At 65.2% G+C, this 18,921-nt stretch carries 18 protein-coding genes and 1 pseudogene; 8 read left to right on the top strand and 11 right to left on the bottom strand.

Annotation, left to right across the window (positions count from 1 at the left end; genetic code table 11):
- Positions 1–59 precede the first annotated feature (59 nt).
- The 6 genes from GCT13_RS05975 to deoC form a co-directional block, all read right to left on the bottom strand.
- Entirely contained in the window at positions 60–1,064 is a 1,005-nt protein-coding gene (locus GCT13_RS05975; RefSeq protein WP_087736968.1) for an autoinducer 2 ABC transporter substrate-binding protein, read from the bottom strand.
- Positions 1,065–1,225: 161 nt separating this feature from the next.
- Positions 1,226–2,245, bottom strand: coding sequence for an ABC transporter permease (locus tag GCT13_RS05970; RefSeq protein WP_152755886.1), 1,020 nt, complete (start codon positions 2,243–2,245; stop codon positions 1,226–1,228).
- Between the two features lie 49 nt (positions 2,246–2,294).
- Positions 2,295–3,254 (bottom strand): ribokinase, encoded by a 960-nt coding sequence (rbsK, locus tag GCT13_RS05965; protein ID WP_152755884.1) that lies wholly within the window; start codon positions 3,252–3,254, stop codon positions 2,295–2,297.
- A 5-nt stretch (positions 3,255–3,259) separates the two neighbouring features.
- Positions 3,260–3,724: an RbsD/FucU family protein gene (locus tag GCT13_RS05960; protein WP_321574208.1), complete on the bottom strand. Its 465-nt coding sequence runs from the start codon at positions 3,722–3,724 to the stop codon at positions 3,260–3,262.
- Positions 3,725–3,793: 69 nt separating this feature from the next.
- Entirely contained in the window at positions 3,794–6,202 is a 2,409-nt protein-coding gene (locus GCT13_RS05955; RefSeq protein ID WP_152755880.1) for an aldehyde dehydrogenase family protein, read from the bottom strand.
- A 13-nt stretch (positions 6,203–6,215) separates the two neighbouring features.
- Positions 6,216–7,223, bottom strand: a complete 1,008-nt coding sequence (deoC, locus tag GCT13_RS05950) for a deoxyribose-phosphate aldolase (RefSeq protein WP_152755878.1) — start codon at positions 7,221–7,223, stop codon at positions 6,216–6,218.
- A gap of 811 nt (positions 7,224–8,034) precedes the next feature.
- Here deoC and GCT13_RS05940 point away from each other — a divergent pair.
- Both GCT13_RS05940 and GCT13_RS05935 read left to right on the top strand, forming a co-directional pair.
- A complete protein-coding gene (locus GCT13_RS05940) occupies positions 8,035–8,475 on the top strand; it encodes an Hsp20/alpha crystallin family protein (protein WP_152755875.1) in 441 nt (146 codons plus the stop codon).
- 13 nt (positions 8,476–8,488) lie between these two features.
- Positions 8,489–8,896 carry an Hsp20/alpha crystallin family protein gene (locus GCT13_RS05935; protein ID WP_152755873.1) on the top strand — a complete coding sequence of 136 codons (408 nt, stop codon included), beginning with the start codon at positions 8,489–8,491 and terminating at the stop codon, positions 8,894–8,896.
- Between the two features lie 141 nt (positions 8,897–9,037).
- Here the strand turns inward: GCT13_RS05935 and GCT13_RS05930 are convergent, their stop codons facing one another.
- The 4 genes from GCT13_RS05930 to GCT13_RS05915 form a co-directional block, all read right to left on the bottom strand.
- A complete protein-coding gene (locus GCT13_RS05930) occupies positions 9,038–10,600 on the bottom strand; it encodes a tetratricopeptide repeat protein (protein WP_152755871.1) in 1,563 nt (520 codons plus the stop codon).
- A gap of 66 nt (positions 10,601–10,666) precedes the next feature.
- A complete protein-coding gene (locus tag GCT13_RS05925) occupies positions 10,667–10,900 on the bottom strand; it encodes a hypothetical protein (RefSeq protein ID WP_152755869.1) in 234 nt (77 codons plus the stop codon).
- Positions 10,901–10,965: 65 nt separating this feature from the next.
- Positions 10,966–11,334 carry a nuclear transport factor 2 family protein gene (locus GCT13_RS05920; protein WP_152755867.1) on the bottom strand — a complete coding sequence of 123 codons (369 nt, stop codon included), beginning with the start codon at positions 11,332–11,334 and terminating at the stop codon, positions 10,966–10,968.
- 190 nt (positions 11,335–11,524) lie between these two features.
- A complete protein-coding gene (locus GCT13_RS05915; protein WP_152755865.1) occupies positions 11,525–11,779 on the bottom strand; it encodes a hypothetical protein in 255 nt (84 codons plus the stop codon).
- Positions 11,780–11,999: 220 nt separating this feature from the next.
- On the opposite strand from GCT13_RS05915, the gene GCT13_RS05910 reads away from it, so the two are divergent.
- The 6 genes and pseudogenes from GCT13_RS05910 to flhC all read left to right on the top strand — a co-directional run bounded on the left by GCT13_RS05910 (position 12,000) and on the right by flhC (position 17,466).
- Positions 12,000–12,821: an MmyB family transcriptional regulator gene (locus tag GCT13_RS05910; protein ID WP_456093709.1), complete on the top strand. Its 822-nt coding sequence runs from the start codon at positions 12,000–12,002 to the stop codon at positions 12,819–12,821.
- A gap of 9 nt (positions 12,822–12,830) precedes the next feature.
- A complete protein-coding gene (locus GCT13_RS05905) occupies positions 12,831–13,385 on the top strand; it encodes a GNAT family N-acetyltransferase (protein ID WP_152755863.1) in 555 nt (184 codons plus the stop codon).
- Between the two features lie 98 nt (positions 13,386–13,483).
- A complete protein-coding gene (locus GCT13_RS05900; protein WP_152755861.1) occupies positions 13,484–14,326 on the top strand; it encodes a 2OG-Fe(II) oxygenase in 843 nt (280 codons plus the stop codon).
- Positions 14,327–14,725: 399 nt separating this feature from the next.
- Positions 14,726–15,940 (top strand): annotated as a pseudogene (locus GCT13_RS05895) (YeeE/YedE family protein).
- A 565-nt stretch (positions 15,941–16,505) separates the two neighbouring features.
- The gene (gene flhD, locus GCT13_RS05890; protein WP_152755859.1) at positions 16,506–16,826 is read left to right on the top strand and encodes a flagellar transcriptional regulator FlhD; all 321 of its coding nucleotides are present in this window, start codon (positions 16,506–16,508) and stop codon (positions 16,824–16,826) included.
- Positions 16,827–16,842: 16 nt separating this feature from the next.
- Positions 16,843–17,466: a flagellar transcriptional regulator FlhC gene (flhC, locus tag GCT13_RS05885; RefSeq protein WP_152755857.1), complete on the top strand. Its 624-nt coding sequence runs from the start codon at positions 16,843–16,845 to the stop codon at positions 17,464–17,466.
- Between the two features lie 108 nt (positions 17,467–17,574).
- Here the strand turns inward: flhC and GCT13_RS05880 are convergent, their stop codons facing one another.
- Positions 17,575–18,903 (bottom strand): Nramp family divalent metal transporter, encoded by a 1,329-nt coding sequence (locus GCT13_RS05880; RefSeq protein WP_152755855.1) that lies wholly within the window; start codon positions 18,901–18,903, stop codon positions 17,575–17,577.
- Positions 18,904–18,921: the final 18 nt, after the last annotated feature.

Below are 18,921 nucleotides of genomic sequence, written 5' to 3'. Positions count from 1 at the left end.
AGATGAATATCGCCGCGTGCCGGCTAATGTTCGACAGCCGGCACGCGGTCATGCCGCGCTCAGAAGTTGTACTGCTTGTAGTTCGACTTGTCGACGTTCACCCAGCCCTGGCCGCGCACGATGATGCCCTTGCCCGGCCCCTTCTCGACCGTCACTTTCGTATAGCCCGGAATGCCGAGATCGGCGCCGTTCTGCACGGTCTTGCCGTCGACCAGCATCTGCGCGACCTTGTTCATCGCGATGCCCGCGAGCTTCGGGTCCCAGAACGCGATGCCGTTCACTGCGCCGCTTTCGAGGAACTTGCCCGCTTCCGTCGGCAGGCCCGTGCCGTACACGCAGATCTTGCCCTGCATGCCCGCTTCCTCGACGGCGCGGCCAATACCGATCACATCCAGCGACGACGAGCCCTGGAAGCCCTTCAGATCGGGATGCTTGCGCAGCACTTCCTTCGCGACTTCATAGGCCTTCTCGCCGTCGTTGTTCGTTTCGAGCTTCGGCTCGACGAGGTTCATCTTCGGGTATTTGGCCTTTGCGTTGTTGATGCCGCCGTCGGCCCACTGCACCTGCGAGCGGCTGCCGAGCGAGCCGACCAGCACGGCCCACTTGCCGTCGTCGTGCATGCACGACGCGAGGCGCTCGTTCAGGCCCGCGCCGTACGCGGAGTTGTCGAACGCCTCGATGTCGACCATCGTGTTCTTCGCGTTGTCCGCTTCATGCGTGACAACCTTGATGCCGCGATCCATCGCTTTCTTCAGCGCCGGTTCGAGCGTCGGCGGATCGTACGGCACGACCGCAATCGCCGTCACTTTCTTCGCGATCAGGTCTTCGATGATCTTCAGTTGCTGCGCGGCGTCAGCGCGGCCCGGGCCCGTCTGATACGCCTGCACGCCGGGGTTGTCCTTCGCGAATTGCTTGACGCCCTCGTCCATCCGGTTGAACCAGTTGATGCCCGTCACCTTGACGACGGTGACGATCGTTTCGTTGGTCGCGGCCTGCGCGGCAGCGATGACACCCACCGCGAGTGCGCCGGCAGCGAGGGCAGCGCTCAGTCGAGTCAGTTTCATGCGTTTGTCTCCTTTGTCTTTGGTCGTTCGATGTCGATATCGACGGGAGTTGGGGCTTCGGCTCCTTACTCCCGTCTCACTTCGATGTTGCCCCTTCGTCTGCGTGTGCACGCCGGCGGATATCCAGGGCTCCGATGTCCGCTTGAACCGGTGATGCCGCGCTAACGCCTCTGGTTCGGCTGCGCAAAGCCGAAGATCGCGCGCACCCGCTCGCCGCCCGCGAACGCGAGCGACAGCAGCAGCAGAAAACCCCACGCGCAATCGCCGAAAAACTGCGAAACGCCGAGCAGATTGAACAGACTCGACAGGAACTGCAACACCGTGGCCGCGAAGAACACGCAGATGATGCGGCCATGGCCGCCCGCAGGATTCACGCCGCCCATCACCGCGATCAGGATCGCGATCAGCAGATACGAATTGCCGTAGTCCCACTTCGCGCTCGACGTATGCGTGACGCTGATCAGGCCCGCGAGCGACGCGAGTACGCCGCACATCGTGTACGTGAGAATGAGCATCCGCGCGCGTGGAATGCCCGTGTAGAACGCAGCCTTCGGGTTGGTGCCCATCAGATACAGACGCAAGCCGAACGGACTACGCCGCAGCACCCAGCCGAGCACGACGACGGCCGCGATGAAGATCACGAACGAAATCGGCACCTGAAACCACGTGCCATTGCCGATATCCGACAGCGGCTCGACATAATCGACGTGCACCGACGCGCCGTTGCTCAGCACGACCGCGCAGCCCGTGAACAGCAGCTGCGTGCCGAGCGTGCAGAGAATGGGCGTCAGGCGCAGCCGCGCGATCACGACGCCGTTCAGAAAGCCGCCGATCAGCCCCATGCACACGACGATCGCGCAGAACGCGCCCGTGTAGAGCATCGGCGAGTCGTCGCCGCTGATGAACTTCGGCACGATCAGCGCCGCGACCATGCCCGACAGGTTCGCGAGCCCGACACCCGACAGGTCGATGCCGCCGTTGCCCGACACCATCGACAGCATGATGCCGAGCGCGAGCAGGCCGAGCTCGGGCAGCTGCCCGCCCATCGACTGAAGATTGTCGAGCGAGACGAACTGGCCTTGCGATACCCATGTCGCGACGAGCACGACGAGCACGTTGACGACGAGCAGAAAGTTCAGTTGCCGGTCGCGAAAGAGGCCAGCGAAAAGCGAGGACTTCATGTCGAAACGAACTCCTTCAGACTGCGCACCACGCGAGCGGCGCGCTCGCTCAATGCGTTGAAAGCGGATCGCGCGACTGCGCGAGCACGGCGTTGACTTCCGCGAGCATCGGCATCGACGGCGCGGTGCCGGGGCGCGTCACCGAAATGCCCGCAAGCGCGCAACCGAAGCGCGTCGCTTCGACAGCATCCGCGCCGCGCGCAAGCGCCGCTGCGAAGCCACCCGTAAAGCCGTCGCCGGCGCCCGCCGTTTCCACCACGCGCCCGCACTGGAACGCCGGCACGAACACCGACAGTTCAGCCGAATGCAGCAAGGCACCCGCTTCGCCGAGCGTCACGATCACGTTGCGCACGCCCTTTTCCAGCAGCACGTCGGCGGCACGGCGCGCGTCGTCGACGTTGCTGACCTCGATGCCCGTCAGCGCGGCCGTCTCCGTTTCGTTCGGCGTGATGTAATCGCACAGCGGAAAGATGCCGTCGTCGAGCGGCAGCGCGGGCGCGGGATTGAACACCGTCGTCACGCCGTGTCTGCGCGCGACTTCGAGTCCGCGCCGCGCGGCGGCAACGGGCTGCTCCAGTTGCGTGACGAACACGCGCGCCGACGCAATGTCCTTCTCGATCGCGTCGACGTCGCTCGCGTTCATGGTTCCCGCGGCGCCCGACGCGACGATGATCGCGTTCTTGCCGGTGATGTCGTCGACGAAGATGTGGGCCGCGCCCGTCGATGCCCCCTCGATCACCGATGCGCGCGCCGTGATGCCTTCCGCGTCCCACGTCGAACGCGCGATCGCGCCGAACGCATCGTTGCCGATGCGCGTGCAGAACACGACGTCGGCGCCCGCGCGCGCCGCCGCGACGGCCTGATTCGAGCCCTTGCCGCCCGGCCCCATCTTGAACGCGGAACCCGCAATCGTTTCGCCGATCAGCGGCATGCGGTCCGCGCGGAACGTGAGATCGGTCACGTAGATGCCGAGAATGACGACGCGGCCTTCTTTCTGTTGCGTGGCCATCGGCGTTATTCCTTTGGAGCGTCGGGCGCGAGCAGCACGCCCTTCTTGAACACGAAGCAGCCGTAGCCGCGCTGCTCGCCCGTCGCGATCACGCAGTACGCTTTCTTCGCGCGCGCATAGAACGCAAAGCGCTCGATGCCGACGAACGGCACATTGCGCCCTTCCGCGTTGTTCACTTCGGCTTGCGCTTCGCGCTGCACGGCGGGAATCGTGTTTGGCTCGCCGACCACTTCCATGCGCAGCGCCGGATCGTCGACGAACGTATCGAGCGGCAGCACCGAAAGCACGGCGCGAATCGCGCGCGGCGCATCGACGCCGTCGAGCCGCAGCAGCTTGCCCGTAATGGTTTCGCGTGCAACGGAGTCGCCGGGAAAGTTCGCGTCGCAGATCACGACTTCATCGCCGTGGCCCATCGCGCGCAGCGCGTGCAGCACATCGGCGTTCAACAGCGGGTCCAGATTCTTCAGCACGTTGTCTCCTCCGTTTTCGGTTGGCGCGCTGTCGCTTTGTCTAGCGATCAGAAAACGATTGGCAAGCGATCAGTCGCCGTACGGTATCCAGATGTTCTTCACTTGTGTTGCCTGCCGCAGGAACGCCGGGCCTTCGCTCGATGCGTCGAACCAGTCGAACGCGCGGCCATGATCGACGAACGTGCGCTTCAGGTTGCCGACCGACTCGCGTTCGGCCAGCGCCGAATCCTTCGCGGAGCCGAAGCACCACAGCGCATCGACGTCGTCATGTTTCGCAAGCGCCGACAGCAGCGGGCCGCGTTCGCCCGTCACGATGTTGAGCACGCCTGCGGGCACGTCCGACGTCTCGACGACCTGATAGAAGTCGGTCACTGTAAGCGGACTCGACGAACTCGGCAAGACGACGACGCGGTTGCCCATCGCGAGCGCGGGCGACACCAGCGAGATGAACGACAGCAGCGGCGCCTCGTCCGGGCATGCGACGCCGATCACGCCGAGCGGCTCGTTCATCGCGAGCGCGACGCCGCGCAACGGCGGCGCATGCACCGCGCCGTCGAACTTGTCGGCCCACGCAGCGTACGTGAAGAGGCGCGTCACCGAGGCGTCCACTTCACGGCGCGCAGACGTTTCGCCGGCGCCCGTGCGAACGACCAGTTGATGCGCGAATTCATCCGCGCGCACCGCAAGATTTTCGGCGAGATAGTAGAGCACTTGCGCGCGGTTGTGCGCGGTCGCCTGCGACCACTTCTGCGCGCCGCGCGCCGCCGCGACGGCATTGCGAATGTCCTTGCGATTGCCGTCGCCGACTTCGCCGACGACGGCGCCATCGGGTCCGTAGACGGCCAGCGAATAGCCGCTGTCGGGCCGCGCCTGCTTGCCGCCGATGAAGAGCTTCGCGGTGCGGTCGATTGCGAACGCGCCCGCCTGACTCGACTCGCGAAGCGGCACTTCATGCGCATCCGACGCGGCGCATGCGCGCTGCACGGGCAGCCGTTCTTCCAGCGCGAGCCACACCTTCGGCTTCACATATTCGTAGATGCCTTCGCGGCCGCCTTCGCGTCCATAGCCCGACTCGCGATAGCCGCCGAAGCCCACCGCCGCGTCGAACAGGTTCGTCGCGTTGACCCACACGACGCCGCACGCGAGACGCGGCGCGATGTCGAGTGCGCGGCCGATCGTCTCGCTCCAGATGCTCGCGGCGAGCCCGTAGCGCGTGTTGTTCGCGAGCGCGACGGCTTCATCGGGCGTGCGGAACGTCATCGTCACGAGCACGGGGCCGAAGATTTCTTCCTGCGCGAGCGTCGACGCGGGCGCGACGCCCGTGACGAGCGTCGGCGGATAGAAGCAGCCGTCGGCGGGCATGCCTGTTTCGGGCGACTGGTAGATCATGCAACCTTCGCGGCGGCCCGTTTCGACCAGCGACTCGATGCGTTCGAGCTGAACCTTGTCGACGATCGCGCCGACATCGATGCACTTGTCGAGCGACGGCCCGATCCGCAGCGTCGCCATGCGGCGCTTGAGCTTGTCGATGAAGCGCGCCTCGACGCCTTCCTGCACCAGCAGACGCGAGCCCGCGCAGCACACCTGCCCCTGGTTGAACCAGATCGCGTCGACGACGCCTTCGACGGCACCATCGAGGTCCGCATCGTCGAACACGATGAACGGCGACTTGCCGCCGAGTTCGAGCGTCAGCGACTTGCCCGAGCCCGCCGTGGCCGCGCGGATCAGCCGGCCCACTTCCGTCGAGCCCGTGAACGCGATCTTGTCGACGCCGGGATGATCGACGAGCGCCGCGCCCGTGCGCCCGTCGCCCGTGACGACGTTCAGCACGCCCTTCGGCAGCCCCGCGCGATGCGCGAGTTCGGCGAACAGCAGCGCCGTGAGCGGCGTGTATTCGGCCGGCTTCAGCACGACGCAATTGCCCGTCGCAATCGCGGGCGCGATCTTCCACGCGAGCATCAGCAGCGGGAAATTCCACGGCACGATCTGGCCGATCACGCCGAGCGGCGCGAAGCTCGCGAACTCGCTGTCCTGCAACTGCGCCCAGCCCGCGTGATGCAGAAAGTGCCGAGCGACGAGCGGGATGTCGATATCGCGCGTCTCGCGGATCGGTTTGCCGTTGTCGAGCGCTTCGAGCACGGCAAAGAGCCGGCTGTGACGCTGCATCATTCGCGACAGCGCGTACAGATGCCGCGCGCGTCCCGCGCCGCCGAGCGCGGACCAAGCGGGCTGCGCGGCGCGCGCGGCGGCGACGGCGGCGTCGATGTCGATGGCGTCGCCTTGCGCGACATGCGCAAGCAGTTCGCCCGTCGCCGGCTCATGCGTCGGGAAGCGCTCGCTTGCAGCGGGCGCGCGCCATCCGCCGTCGATGAAATGGTCGAACGTCGCGTCGTGCTGCGCGAGCCACGTGCGCGCGGGCTGATCGTCCTCGAGTGCGGGACCGTACTCCATCGAAGAAAAATACTCGGCTACGCTCATGGGATCGGTCTGCTCAGGCTACGGGGTGACGGTTGAAGGCGGAATAGCGGCCAGTCGCGTGATGCTCGAGCTGGCGTTCGATATCGGCGAGAAGGCTCGATGCGCCGATGCGGAACAGTTCGGGTTCGAGCCACGGACGGCCCAGTTCTTCTTTCATCAGGATCTGATACGACAGCGCCGTCTTCGCGTTCGAAACGCCGCCCGCGGGCTTGAAGCCGATCAGGATGCCCGTGCGCGCGTGGTATTCGCGGATCATGCGCGCCATCACGAGCGACACGTCGAGCGTGGCGTTCACGCCCTCCTTGCCCGTCGACGTCTTGATGAAGTCGGCGCCCGCCATCATGCAGACCATCGATGCACGTGCAACGTTCGACAGCGTCTGGATATCGCCCGTCGCGAGAATCGCCTTCAGATGCGCTTCGCCGCATGCGGCGCGAAAGTCGCGCACTTCGTCGTAGAGCGCCTGCCAGTTGCCCGTCAGCACATGTTCGCGCGTGACGACGATATCGATCTCCTGCGCGCCGTCGGCCACCGATGCCTCGATCTCCTTCAGCTTCAGCGGATGCGGAACGAGGCCGGCGGGAAAGCCCGTCGACACGGCGGCCACAGGAATGCCGCTGCCCGCGAGCGCATCGACGGCGGCGGCGACATAGCGGTGGTACACGCACACGGCGCCCGTCGTGATGCTGCGCGGCGGCACGCCGAGCGCCGCGAGAAGGTCGTCGCGCACCGGCTGCTTCGCTTTCGCGCACAGACGGCGCACGCGGCCTTCCGTGTCGTCGCCGCTGAGCGTCGTGAGGTCGATGCAGGTGACGGCCTTCAGCAGCCACGCGGCCTGCGCATCCTTCTTCACCGTGCGGCGCGCGCCGAGCGTCGCCGTGCGGCGCTCGACGGCCGACTGGTTCACGCGCAGCCCGTCGAGCCACGCGAGGTCGAAAGGCACGCCGGGATTGCGCACGGGATGAACGCGGGCTGCGCGCCGCAACGCGACCACCGACGAAGGCATGGAAAGTTCAGGCATGAGACGTCCGCAGGTTTGTGCAATGCACAGCAACGGCTGATGGTTTATTCGCAGCCATCGTACATCGCTTGATAGGATTCTAACAAGCGTCGTTATGATTGTTTCCGTGCGCGATGGAACGGGTGAAATGTCGCGCGAAGCGGCGAAAGCGCCGACTGGCGGCGCTTCGGCGGTCGTCGACGGAAGGCGTTGGTGTTTTCACCAGGGCGGGCGGCTCGCCTGGATAGTGAGAAATTCGCGCCGCGCGCAGGCGGCGTAACAGACGCGATAACAGCGCGGATAACAGCGAAGGCAACAGACCAGGCCGCGCTCACGCCGCGACGCTTTCGATCGCAGGCGATCCATGGCAGTGCCGCGCGTCGTTGCACTCGTCCTCATCAAATTCGAACTCGCGGCATGTGCTGACGCGCTGCTCGTCGATCGAGCACGCGACGACGCCGCACGCCACTTCGCCGTTCAGCGCGACACAGCGAACGGGGGCTTGCGTCTGTGCCGCGCATCGCGACGAAGCGTGACAACCAAATGCGGCGAGACGGGAATCGTCAGTTGATGGGACTCTCGCCCGTTGCCATCCAGATCGGTTTCGGCCCGGTAGCCGCCGCGGCGCCGCCAGATGAGGCCGCCCGATGCGCTTTTCAAGGGACTGATTTTTGCAGAAATCGCGCTTGAAAATTTGCAGAGGCTTCCTATTTATCGATCACCAGGCAGACGCCGCGTCGACGTGACGGGCACTGCACGTATCCACTTCGTTCGTCGCGGCACGACAGGCATTCAGCCCGGAATGTCTTGCCGCTCAGAGGAGAGAGCGACCATGAGTGACTATTACTTCGGAACCGACCTGTTCGCCGAACTCGACCGCTTGCAGCGGCACATGTCGAGCCGCTTCGGCGCGTTTCCGTCCAGCATCCGTTCGAGCCGTCTCGGTGCGTTTCCGAGCCTTAATATCGGCGTGACCGACGATGCGATCGAAATCGTTGCGTTCGCGCCCGGCATCGATCCGTCGAAGCTCGAACTGTCGATCGACAAGGGCCTGCTGACGATCGCAGGCGAGCGTCCGTCAGCGCGCGCCGCGTCGGACGAAGGCGCCCGCGCTTATGCGCAGGAGCGCTTCAACGGCACGTTTCGCCGCGTCGTCGAATTGCCGCAGCAGGCGGACCCCGACAACGTGCAGGCGCGCTACGTCGATGGCTGTCTGCTGATCACGGTCGGCAAGCGCGAAGCGTCGAAGCCGCGCGCGATCACGGTTCAATAAGCGAGGTGAAATCATGAGCGACAACACTCAAGTGACCCAGCGCGACGACAGCGCAGTGACCCGCAACGGCGCACGCGAGCAGGAACGCCGCGTGACGCTCACGCCGCCCGTCGATATCGTCGAGGACAGCAAGGCGGTGACACTATGGGCGGATCTGCCCGGCGTGTCGAAGGACAAGCTCGACGTGCGCGTGCATGACGGCAGTCTGACGATCGAAGGCGAATCGGCGGTGCCCGCGCCTGCGAACGTACGGCTCTCGCATGCGGAAGTGCGCGCACCGTTTTTCGCGCGGCGCTTCACGATCAGCGACGACTTCGACACGTCGAAGATCGAAGCGAATCTGAAGGACGGCGTGCTGAAGCTCGTCATTCCGCGACGCGAGCAGGCGCAGCCCCGGCGCATCGACGTGAAGCTGGGCTAACGCGTTTGCCTGAATGAATGGATGAACGAAAACGGAGCACTCGCGAGTGAACTGCACGCTAAAGTTTGGATTCGCGTCCAACTTTTGAGTGCAGTTCAAAGCGCTTTTTTTTTATGCCCGCGATGCGCGATCGCACTGCATTTAGGCCCGCGCTTCTAACGCCGCTTGCAGACTCTGCACGACGTCGCTCCAGTCGTTGCGCTTCGACTGACGGAAGAGGCGCATGTGCGGATACCACGGACTGTCGTCGCGATTCAGTTGCCAGCGCCAGTCGGGCGTAAACGGCAACGCGAGCCATACGGGCTTGCTGAGCGCGCCGGCGAGATGCGCGACGGCCGTATCGACGGAGATCACGAGATCGAGTTGCGTGACGAGCGCGGCCGTGTCCGCGAACGTCGTCAGGCGATCGGACACGTCGCGTAACACCCCGCGCTGCACGAGCTCGTCGATGCCCGCGCGATCGATGTCGCGCACGTCCTTCACCAGCGAGACGAACTGCGCATTCGCATCGAACAGCGGCGACAGTTGCTCAAGCGGAATCGAACGGTTGCGGTCGTTCAGATGCGTGCGGCTGCCCGACCACACGATACCGACGCGCAGTCTGGTACCGCCTTGCCTGAACACGTCGTCCCATTGCTCGACCCACTGCTGATCTGCGTGAACGTACGGACTCTCGCCGACGAAATGGGCCTCGCGAATCTTGAGCGCAAACCCGAGGCTCAGCATCGGAATGTGATAGTCGAACGCGGGCAGCGGCGCCGTTTCGCCGATCACGTCCGCTGCGCCCGGATAGCCGTGCAACAGCGGCAGCAATGCGTCCTGAACGCGCACGATGACCCGCGCCCCTTTCGCGCTCAAGCGGTCGACGAAGCGGATGAACTGCAGCGTATCGCCGTAGCCCTGCTCGCCATGCACGAGCACGGTCTTGTGTTCGAGCGGCTGCTTGCCCGTCCACAGCGTTGCGTCGGGCAGGCCGTGGCTCATCGTGCCGTCGAGCCAGCGCCACTCGTACTCGCGCCAGCCATGCTCGAATTCGCCGAGCAGCAGATTGGTCTGTGCGCGGTTGGTGCGCGCGCCCGCATCGTTGGGGTCGATCGACAAGGCCTTCTTGAACTGCTGCAACGCTTCGTCGAAGCGATGCAGATCGCGCAGCGCGACGCCGAGGTTCACATGGGCGCGCACGAAATTCGGCTTCAGCGCGATCGCCTGACGATATGCCGCGAGTTCTTCTTCATGGCGCTCCATCTGGCCGAGAAGCGTGCCTCGGTTGTAGTGCGCCTCCGCGGATCGCGGATAGCGCTGCGTGAGCCGCGCGAGGTATTGCAGCGCGCCCTCGTGATCGCCCGTTTGCACGAGCGACATCGCCGCGCCATGCAGCGCTTCGGCGTGATCGGGATAAGCGGCGAGAACGCGATCGAACAGCATGACGGCATCCGCGTGACGCCCGGCCATCTGGCAAAGGTGCGCGGCGAAATGCAGTTGCTGCGCATTCGTCGATGCAGGTTGCGCGGCACGCATCGCATAGTCCGCGGCGCGCGCGTAATCGCCCTGTTTCGCGGCGACGTAACCGAGCGCTTCGAGCGCCTCGTTGTGATCCGGCTCGATCGACAGAATGTCGTGCAGCAGCGCAGCGGCTCCGTCGAAATGGCCGGCCGTGAACTTCTGCTGCGCGTCTGCGAGCCGTTGGGCGATATCGTGATTCATGATGCAGCGCTTCGGCGCAGCGCGTCGCTGCGCGAGGGGACGGAGGGATCGATTGTACGCGACGCCCTACGCCGGCCGCACGTCGCCGCGCCAGCACCATCTGATCCAGCCGACGAGCGCGAGCAGCATGAGCCCCGCGCCGCCGAGCACGGGCTCGCGCCACGCGACAAGCGCGATGAACGTGAACGCGCGGGTGCCCGCGAGCAGCGCGAATCCGGCGACGACGCCCGATGCCGTATCGATTGCGTCCTGCACGCGTTCGTACGCGGCGGGGTTCGACGTGACGGCAGGCTCATGCATGATTTTTCTCCTCTTGTGTGCGCGGGACGGACGGTAACGCGTCAGGTAACGCCTCAGATAACACGTCACGCGGCGCCAGGCGCCTCGTCGAGAAAGCCCGTGACGGCCTGCAGCCGCCCGGCCGCATCGACGACGCCGAAGTCCGAGCCCTTCACGATCGAAGCACCCGACGGCGTCAGCAGTTCCCACGAGAAGCGCAGACGGTTCGCGAAGCCGTCGACCTGCGTCGTGCGGCGAAACGTGTGATGAGGAAAGCGCTCATGGACGGCGCGAATCATCGCGTCGATGCCGTCGTGTCCGTCGCCCGTCAGCAGGGGATCGGCGTAAGCGGCGTCCTTCGCCCACGCCGCCGCGATCAGCTCGCGGCGGCGGCCGGCGTCGGTTTCGTTCCAGGCGTCGAAGTAACGGTCGATCAGTGCGGTATGCGCGTTCATCAGAGACTCCTTCAGTCGGTGGAGGGTCGAGACGTGCGCCGCGTGCATCATGTTGGCGGCGGCCTCGGACTGAAGATTCGTCGATGAACGTACGCGAGTCGATTACGCGGGAGGTAATGATCGCTCGGCACCAGCATCGTTGACGGACACTGGTGCGGTGGGAAAGATGTGAAGCTTTGCGGACGGCGCGCTAGCCCTTCGCACCGGAAAGTCCGTCAGCGAGCCGCCGGCCCTCGTCATACCCGGCTTCGCGGGCCTCTTCTTCGCTGCGGAACGTCGCGACGAGTTCCTGAAAGCGCTGGCTTTGCCCTTCCAGATGCGCATCCGCGCCATGCCGGCAAACGTAGCCGATGTAGTGCCACACGGTTTCCGGCACGGGCGGCCCATAGGCCGTGACAGGGAGGACCCAGACTTCACGTCCGTTGTGCTCGATCTTGTCCCACATGTTCGCCTCCGCGACGGTAGCAAGGGTCTCCAGTATGACCGCGTTTGCGCGCGTCAGCGATCGGGGCGCGCCATCTTGAGCCGCGGGCCGGACTCGCAGGCCACTCATGCGCGGCGCGCACATTACCTCACGGGTAATGGAATCGTGGCGCGCTTTGGCTATCATCGTCGGCATGGACACGATCACCGCCCCCCTCCGCGCGCCGTCCGGCGCTCCCCCGATGAGCCGCACCGTCGGCGACATGCTGCGCGAGTGGCGTCAGCGTCGCCGGATGAGCCAGTTGCTGCTCGCCTCGGAAGCCGACATTTCGACGCGCCATCTGAGCTTCGTCGAATCGGGCCGCGCGCTGCCGAGCCGCGAGATGGTCATGCATCTCGCCGAGCGGCTCGACGTGCCGCTGCGCTCGCGAAATGCGCTGCTCGTCGCGGCCGGTTACGCGCCGCTCTACCGCGAGCGTCAGCTGAGCGATCCGCAACTGGGTGCGGCGCGCGAAGCCGTCGATCTCGTGCTCAAGGGTCACGAGCCCTTCCCGGCCGCGGCCGTCGACCGGCACTGGACGATCGTCGCCGCGAACAGCGCGCTCGCGCCGTTGCTGACGAGCGCGAAGCCCGCGCTGCTCGAAGCGCCCGTCAACGCGCTGCGTCTTTCGATGCATCCGGACGGCATCGCGTCGCAGATCGCCAACTGGCATGCATGGCGCGCGCACCTGCTGTCGCGCCTGCAGCGGCAGATCGACGTGAGCGCCGACTCGGCGCTCGCCGCGCTCTACGACGAGCTCGCCGCTTACCCGACGCCGCCGAACGCCGAGCCCGCCGACGAGAGCCACGCCTGCACGCTCGAGCAGATCGCCGTGCCGCTGCGCCTGCGCACGGAACTCGGCGTGCTGTCGTTCTTCAGCACGACGACCGTGTTCGGCACGCCCGTCGACGTGACGCTGTCGGAACTGGCGATCGAGGCGTTCTTCCCCGCCGATCCGCAAACGGGCGAAGCGCTGCGCAAGTTCGCGGATGCGCGCGCGGCGTCCGTCGCCGCGACTTCCTGAGGGCCGCGCATGGTTTCGGAGGTCACGATTCGCCTGCTGGGCCCCGCCGATCGCGACGCGTTTTTTGCGCTGCGTCTGCGCGGGCTGAAGGCGCATCCCGCCGCGTTCGGGCAAAGCTACGACGAAGCGGTCGAGCGCGGCCCGTCGCAGCACGACGCGATGCTCGCCGGCACGCATGCGGCGCCCGGCAACTTTCTGCTGGGTGCGTTTTCGTCGACGGATGGCGCGCTCGTCGGCACCGTCGGACTGATGTGCGAGACGCGGCAGAAGGAACGGCACAAGGGCTTCGTGATCGGCATGTACGTCGCGGACGAAGCGGCGGGACAGGGCGTCGGACGCGCGCTGTTGACGGAGCTGCTCACGCGCGCCGCGCAGATCGACGGACTGCGGCAGATCGCGCTGCTCGTCACGAGCGCGAACGCGTCCGCCCGCGCACTGTACGCATCGCTCGGCTTTCGCGTGTATGGATGCGAACCTGATGCGCTCTATGTCGACGGCACGTATCACGACGCCGATCTGATGGTGCGGTTCATCGACGTATCGGCGCCACTCGCAGGCGAATAACGCTGGCGAATAACAGAGCAAGACCCGGAGTGTTTGCGGACGCCCGTCTGCGTAGACTAAGCGGCATGGACACGGCAAAAGCCGTCACGGAGCCGCTCATGCAGGAAGCCTCATTCGACACACAAGCCGCGCTGTTCGACCTCGACACGCCGCCGGACAACAACGCGCGCAAGCCCGCACACAAGGCCACGCGCAACGACGCGCCCAGCCCCGCGCCCGCGATCGCCACGGCTCAGTCGATCGGGCCGCGCATCGACGCAATCGACTGGACGCGCGCCGCAGGCGAGCTCGACACGCACGGCTGCGCGATGCTGCAAGACTTGCTGCGCGCCGACGAGTGCGACACGCTCAGCGCGCTCTACACGCGCGACGACCTGTACCGCAGCCGCGTCGTGATGGCGCGGCACGGCTTCGGACGCGGCGAATACAAGTACTACGGCTATCCGTTGCCCGATGTCGTCGGGGCGTTGCGCACGGCGATCTATCCGCGTCTCGCGCCCATCGCGAACGGATGGAACCAGACGCTACGCATCGACGTGCGCTATCCGCCGACACATGCCGCCTTCCTGCGACGCTGCCACGAAGCGGGCCAGTCGCGTCCGACGCCGCTGATCCTCCAGTACGCGGCGGGTGACTTCAACTGCCTGCATCAGGACCTGTACGGCGAGCACGTCTTCCCGATCCAGCTCGCGATCCTGCTGTCCGAGCCCGGCAAGGACTTCACGGGCGGCGAGTTCGTGTTGACGGAGCAGCGTCCGCGGATGCAGTCGCGCGTCGAAGTCGTGCCGCTGCGCAAGGGCGATGCCGTGCTGTTCGCCGTGCATCACCGGCCCGTGCAGGGCACGCGCGGCGCGTATCGCGTGAACATGCGCCATGGTGTGAGCCGGCTGCACGCTGGCCATCGGCACACGCTAGGCATCATCTTTCATGACGCAACTTGAGTGCGCGGGCATGCATCTGCGCCGCTGCGAGCGCTCGCGTGCCTCTATTCAGAGCCGCTATAGGGGGACGAGGCGCGCTCGGCATCATCAGGCTTAACGTGATATGTTTTTCCACTGGCCTTCGGTCGCGCTTCGGTTGAGCTTCGGTTGAGCTTCGGTTGAGCTTCGGTTGAGCTTCGGTTGAGCTTCGGTTGAGCTTCGGTTGAGCTTCGGTTGAGCTTCGGTTGAGCTTCGGTTGAGCTTCGGTTGAGCTTCGGTTGAGCTTCCGTCGCGCTTCAGTTGCAAGCACGCAGACGAGGCCGCATTTCCATCAACACGGGTCGCGGCGCCATGCCGCCCAGCACGGCGCGCGCGCACTGCACCGCACTGTACGACTCACACGCTCGTCCAACGTTTCTCATGTCCGATCTCGCTACACCGCTTCCGCGCCGCTTTGACATCAATCCGAAGCCGCTCGCCTTCTCCCTCCTCCTGATCGCGCTCGGCGCGGTCTATCTCGCGCATACCGTCAGCGGCCGCCAGGCGGCCCTCTATGCAGTCGGCGCGTTGCTCGGCATGTCGCTGTATCACGCGGCGTTCGGCTTCACGTCGGCGTGGCGCGTGTTCGTCGCCGACGGCCGCGGCGCGGGCCTGCGCGCGCAGATGCTGATGCTCGCCATCGGCGTGCTGCTGTTCTTCCCGGCGCTGTCGGCGGGGTCGCTGTTCGGCCATCCCGTTGCGGGCCTGGTATCGCCGGCGGGCACGTCCGTCGTAGTCGGCGCGTTCATGTTCGGCATCGGCATGCAGCTCGGCGGCGGATGCGCGTCGGGCACGCTGTATACCGTCGGCGGCGGCAGCACCCGCATGCTCGTGACGCTCGCCGCGTTCGTCGTCGGTTCCGTCGTTGCGACCGCGCATATGCCGTTCTGGACCGCGCTGCCGTCGCTCAAGCCGACTTCGCTCGTGACGACGCTCGGCGCGGGCTGGGCCATCGCGATCAACCTGGCGATCTTCGCGGCGATCGCCGCGCTGACCGTCGCGATCGAGCGGCGCCGTCACGGGCGACTCGTCGACGAGCCGTTGCGCGCCGCCAGCGCATCGCCGTGACTGCACGGGCCGTGGCCGTTGTTCGCGGGTGCGATCGCGCTCGCGCTGCTCAACTTCGCGACGCTCGCGCTGTCGGGCCGTCCGTGGGGGGTGACGTCGGCATTCGCGCTGTGGGGCGCGAAGCTCTTTTTGGTGGCGGGCATCGACGTCGCCAACTGGCCGTACTGGAACGCCCATGCGAATGCGGCGGCGCTCGCGGCGCCCGTCACCCGCGATGTGACGAGTGTGATGGATGCGGGGATCATCCTCGGCGCGATGGCTGCGGCGGCTCTGGCCGGCCGCTACGCGCCTGTCTGGCGGCTGCCCGCACGCTCGCTCGTCGCGGCCGTCGCCGGCGGCCTGCTGCTCGGCTACGGGGCCCGCCTGGCCTATGGTTGTAATATCGGCGCTTATTTCAGCGGCATCGTGTCAGGCAGCTTGCATGGCTGGCTGTGGCTCGCCGCCGCGTTCGCGGGCAACGTGATCGGCACGCGCCTGCGCCCCGTTTTCGGACTCGAAGTCGAACGCGTCCGCCCGACCGGCTGCTGACCTGCTGCAAACTTTCACCGAATTCTGTAACAGGGTTCGTCCAAACCGGTTACAAAATCCCCGGATTTGTAACTGCCTTCCGCCTGTTTTTGTTACATCTCGGGTTATCCCTGAACCGCCATCCGGCAGCGTATTTTTTACCTGCCGGTTTTGCGGTTTCTTTCTCTCTGCTTTCCAAAATTCATATCGATTTCGCATAAGCACGGATAACGGACGACGCGCGAGCAAATCGGAAGAAATTGCTCAACACCTTGTCTCATAAGGGTTTGCGGGCGGTCCACGGCAAACGTTTTCGCGCTATCAGCCGATTATGACGACGACATGAAAGAGTTACCGAAATTACCGTTGTTTTGTCGTATCTTTTTTTTGAGACAGGGATTGATTTTTGTAAAACCTGTTCATACAATTCCGCCCAAGCTGTTACGAAATGTAACGTCCTGTATCAAAGATTGGCTGTTGTATCTGCACTCAACTTGACGCCGGAGATCTTCAGTGTCCGGCGGGGGCATAAGACCAAAACGGCGTAAGCCGGCATAAGTAATTCGGGGCTTCGGAAACAGAGAAAATGGACCGTAGCAGCGAGACGCTGGATTCTATCCGCGAGATCAATTTGTCTTACATCATGCTCGCACAACGCATGTTGCGCGAGGACAAGGCAGTCGGGATGTTCCGTCTGGGCTTGTCGTCGGAGCTGGCCGATATTCTTGCCGGGCTGTCGCTCGCGCAGATCGTCAAGCTGGCCAGTTCCGATCAGCTTTTGTGCTTCTTCCGCTTCAACGACCACACGATGCTGTCGGCGTTGACGCACACGTCCCGCAACGCAGAAGTGGCATCGACGCATGCCGCGATCCTGCTGGCGGGGCAGCCCGCAGAGCAGTTCGCTTAACCCGCAGAGGACTGCCATGCAGAAAAAGAGCCTCACCGAAGACGCGCAGGAAGTATTCCGCGCGATCGCGCTGATCGAACTGGGCGCGCGCATGCAGGTGCTCGAAAGCGAGCTGACGCTGTCGCGCGACCGGATGATCCGCCTGTACCGCGAGGTCAAGGGCGTATCGCCGCCGAAGGGCATGCTGCCGTTCTCGGCCGACTGGTACATGACGTGGCTCGCGAACATTCACGCCTCGCTCTTCTACAACACGTACCTGTTCCTGAAGAACGAAGCGCGCTGCTCGCATCTGGATGCGCTGACCAAGGGTTATCGTCTGTATCTGGAACATTGCCGTCATAGCGAGACGGAGCCCGTCCTCGATCTGACGCGCGCATGGACGCTCGTGCGTTTCTTCGACGCCGACATCCTGCAACTCACGCGCTGCTGCCGTTGCACCGGCAAGTTCGTCGCGCACATGCACGACCTGCAGCACAACGTCGTGTGCGGCGCGTGCCAGCCGCCGTCGCGCGCGGGCAAGACGAAGAAGGCCGCAGCCGCGAAGCGCGAGGCGCTGCGCGAAGCCGCGCCCGTGCCGCAGATCGTCGAGATCGCTCCGCCCGAGGAACAGGTCGTCGAGGAAGCCGCATTGGCGGCCTAGCGTCCGCAACGCACAGTCCATCCGAAGCTACGCATCACGTTGAAGCCGGTCTCTCGAGACCGGCTTTTTTTCATGCCTTCGGCTTTTGCGCCCTCACGTTTTGCGTCGTCATCCGGCGAGGCCGAACGTCTGCACCACGAGCCACAGGTTCGCCGCGCTGATCACCACGAAGAGCGCCCACGCGACGATGCGCGTCGGCAGCCGGTTCGCGAATTCGCCCATCAGCGCGCGGTCGTCGGTCATGCGGATCAGCGGATACAGCGCGAACGGCAACTGCAGGCTCAATACGACCTGGCTCGCAACGAGCAGCTGGCCGACCGCGCCGTTACCGAGCATCTGCACGCCGACGAGCGCGGGGATCAGCGCCAGCGCGCGCGTAATGAAGCGCCGCTGGTAGCACGGAATCTTCAGTTGCAGAAAGCCTTCCATGATCACCTGCCCCGCGACCGTGCCCGTGAACGTCGAGCTCTGCCCTGACGCGAGCAGCGTGATCGCGAACAGCACGGCCGCGAAACCCGTGCCGACGATGGGCGCGAGCAGCCGGTACGCGTCCTCGATTTCGGTGACGGCCGTGTGCCCCGTCGAATGAAACGCAGCGCCCGCGAGGATCAGGATCGCCGCGTTGATCAGCAGCGCGAGAAAGAGCGCGACGATCGTGTCGAGCCGCGACAGCGAGATCGCGCCGGCGAGACCTTCGCGATCGCGTTTGACGGCGCGCGTCTGCACAACCGATGAATGCAGATACAGGTTATGCGGCATCACCGTCGCGCCGAGAATGCCGATCGCGAGATAAAGCGGCTCGCGCTCGCTGAGCGCCTGCCACGACGGCGCAAGCCCCGCTACCACGGATGGCCAGTGCGGCTTCACGAGCGCCAGCTGGATCACGTAGCCGATGCCGATGGTCGCGATCAGCGCGAGCATGATCGCTTCGAGATCGCGGAAGTTCTTGCCCTTGAGACCTAGCACGATCAGCGTATCGAACGCAGTGAGGATCACGCCGACCGTCAGCGAGCATTTGAACAGCAGATGAAACGCGAGCGCGCCGCCGAGCACTTCGGCGAGATCGCACGCGACGATCGACAGCTCGGCAAGCAGCCATTGAATGCGCGCGACGCCGGGCGAGTAACGCGTGCGCGAAAGCTCCGCGAGATTGCGGCCCGTCGCGATGCCGAGCCGCATGCTCAGGCATTGCAGCACCATCGCGGACAGGCTCGACAGCACGACCACGAACAGCAGGCTGTAGCCGTAGCGCGACCCGGCTTCGATATCGGTGGCCCAGTTGCCCGGGTCCATGTAGCCGATCGACACCAGCAGGCCGGGGCCCGCGAACTGGAAGAGCTTTTTCCACAACGGCGCGGACCGCGAGACGGCGACGGTGCCCTGCACCTCGGACGGGCAGAACGGTGCGGTTGCTGTAGCAGGAAGTTTGAACTGCAAAGCCGATAACCTCGCGGT

This window comes from Paraburkholderia franconis, from assembly GCF_009362735.1.
Classification (GTDB): domain Bacteria; phylum Pseudomonadota; class Gammaproteobacteria; order Burkholderiales; family Burkholderiaceae; genus Paraburkholderia; species Paraburkholderia franconis.
Note: the sequence above shows the minus strand (reverse complement) of the source record. Positions and strands in the feature narration are given on the sequence as shown.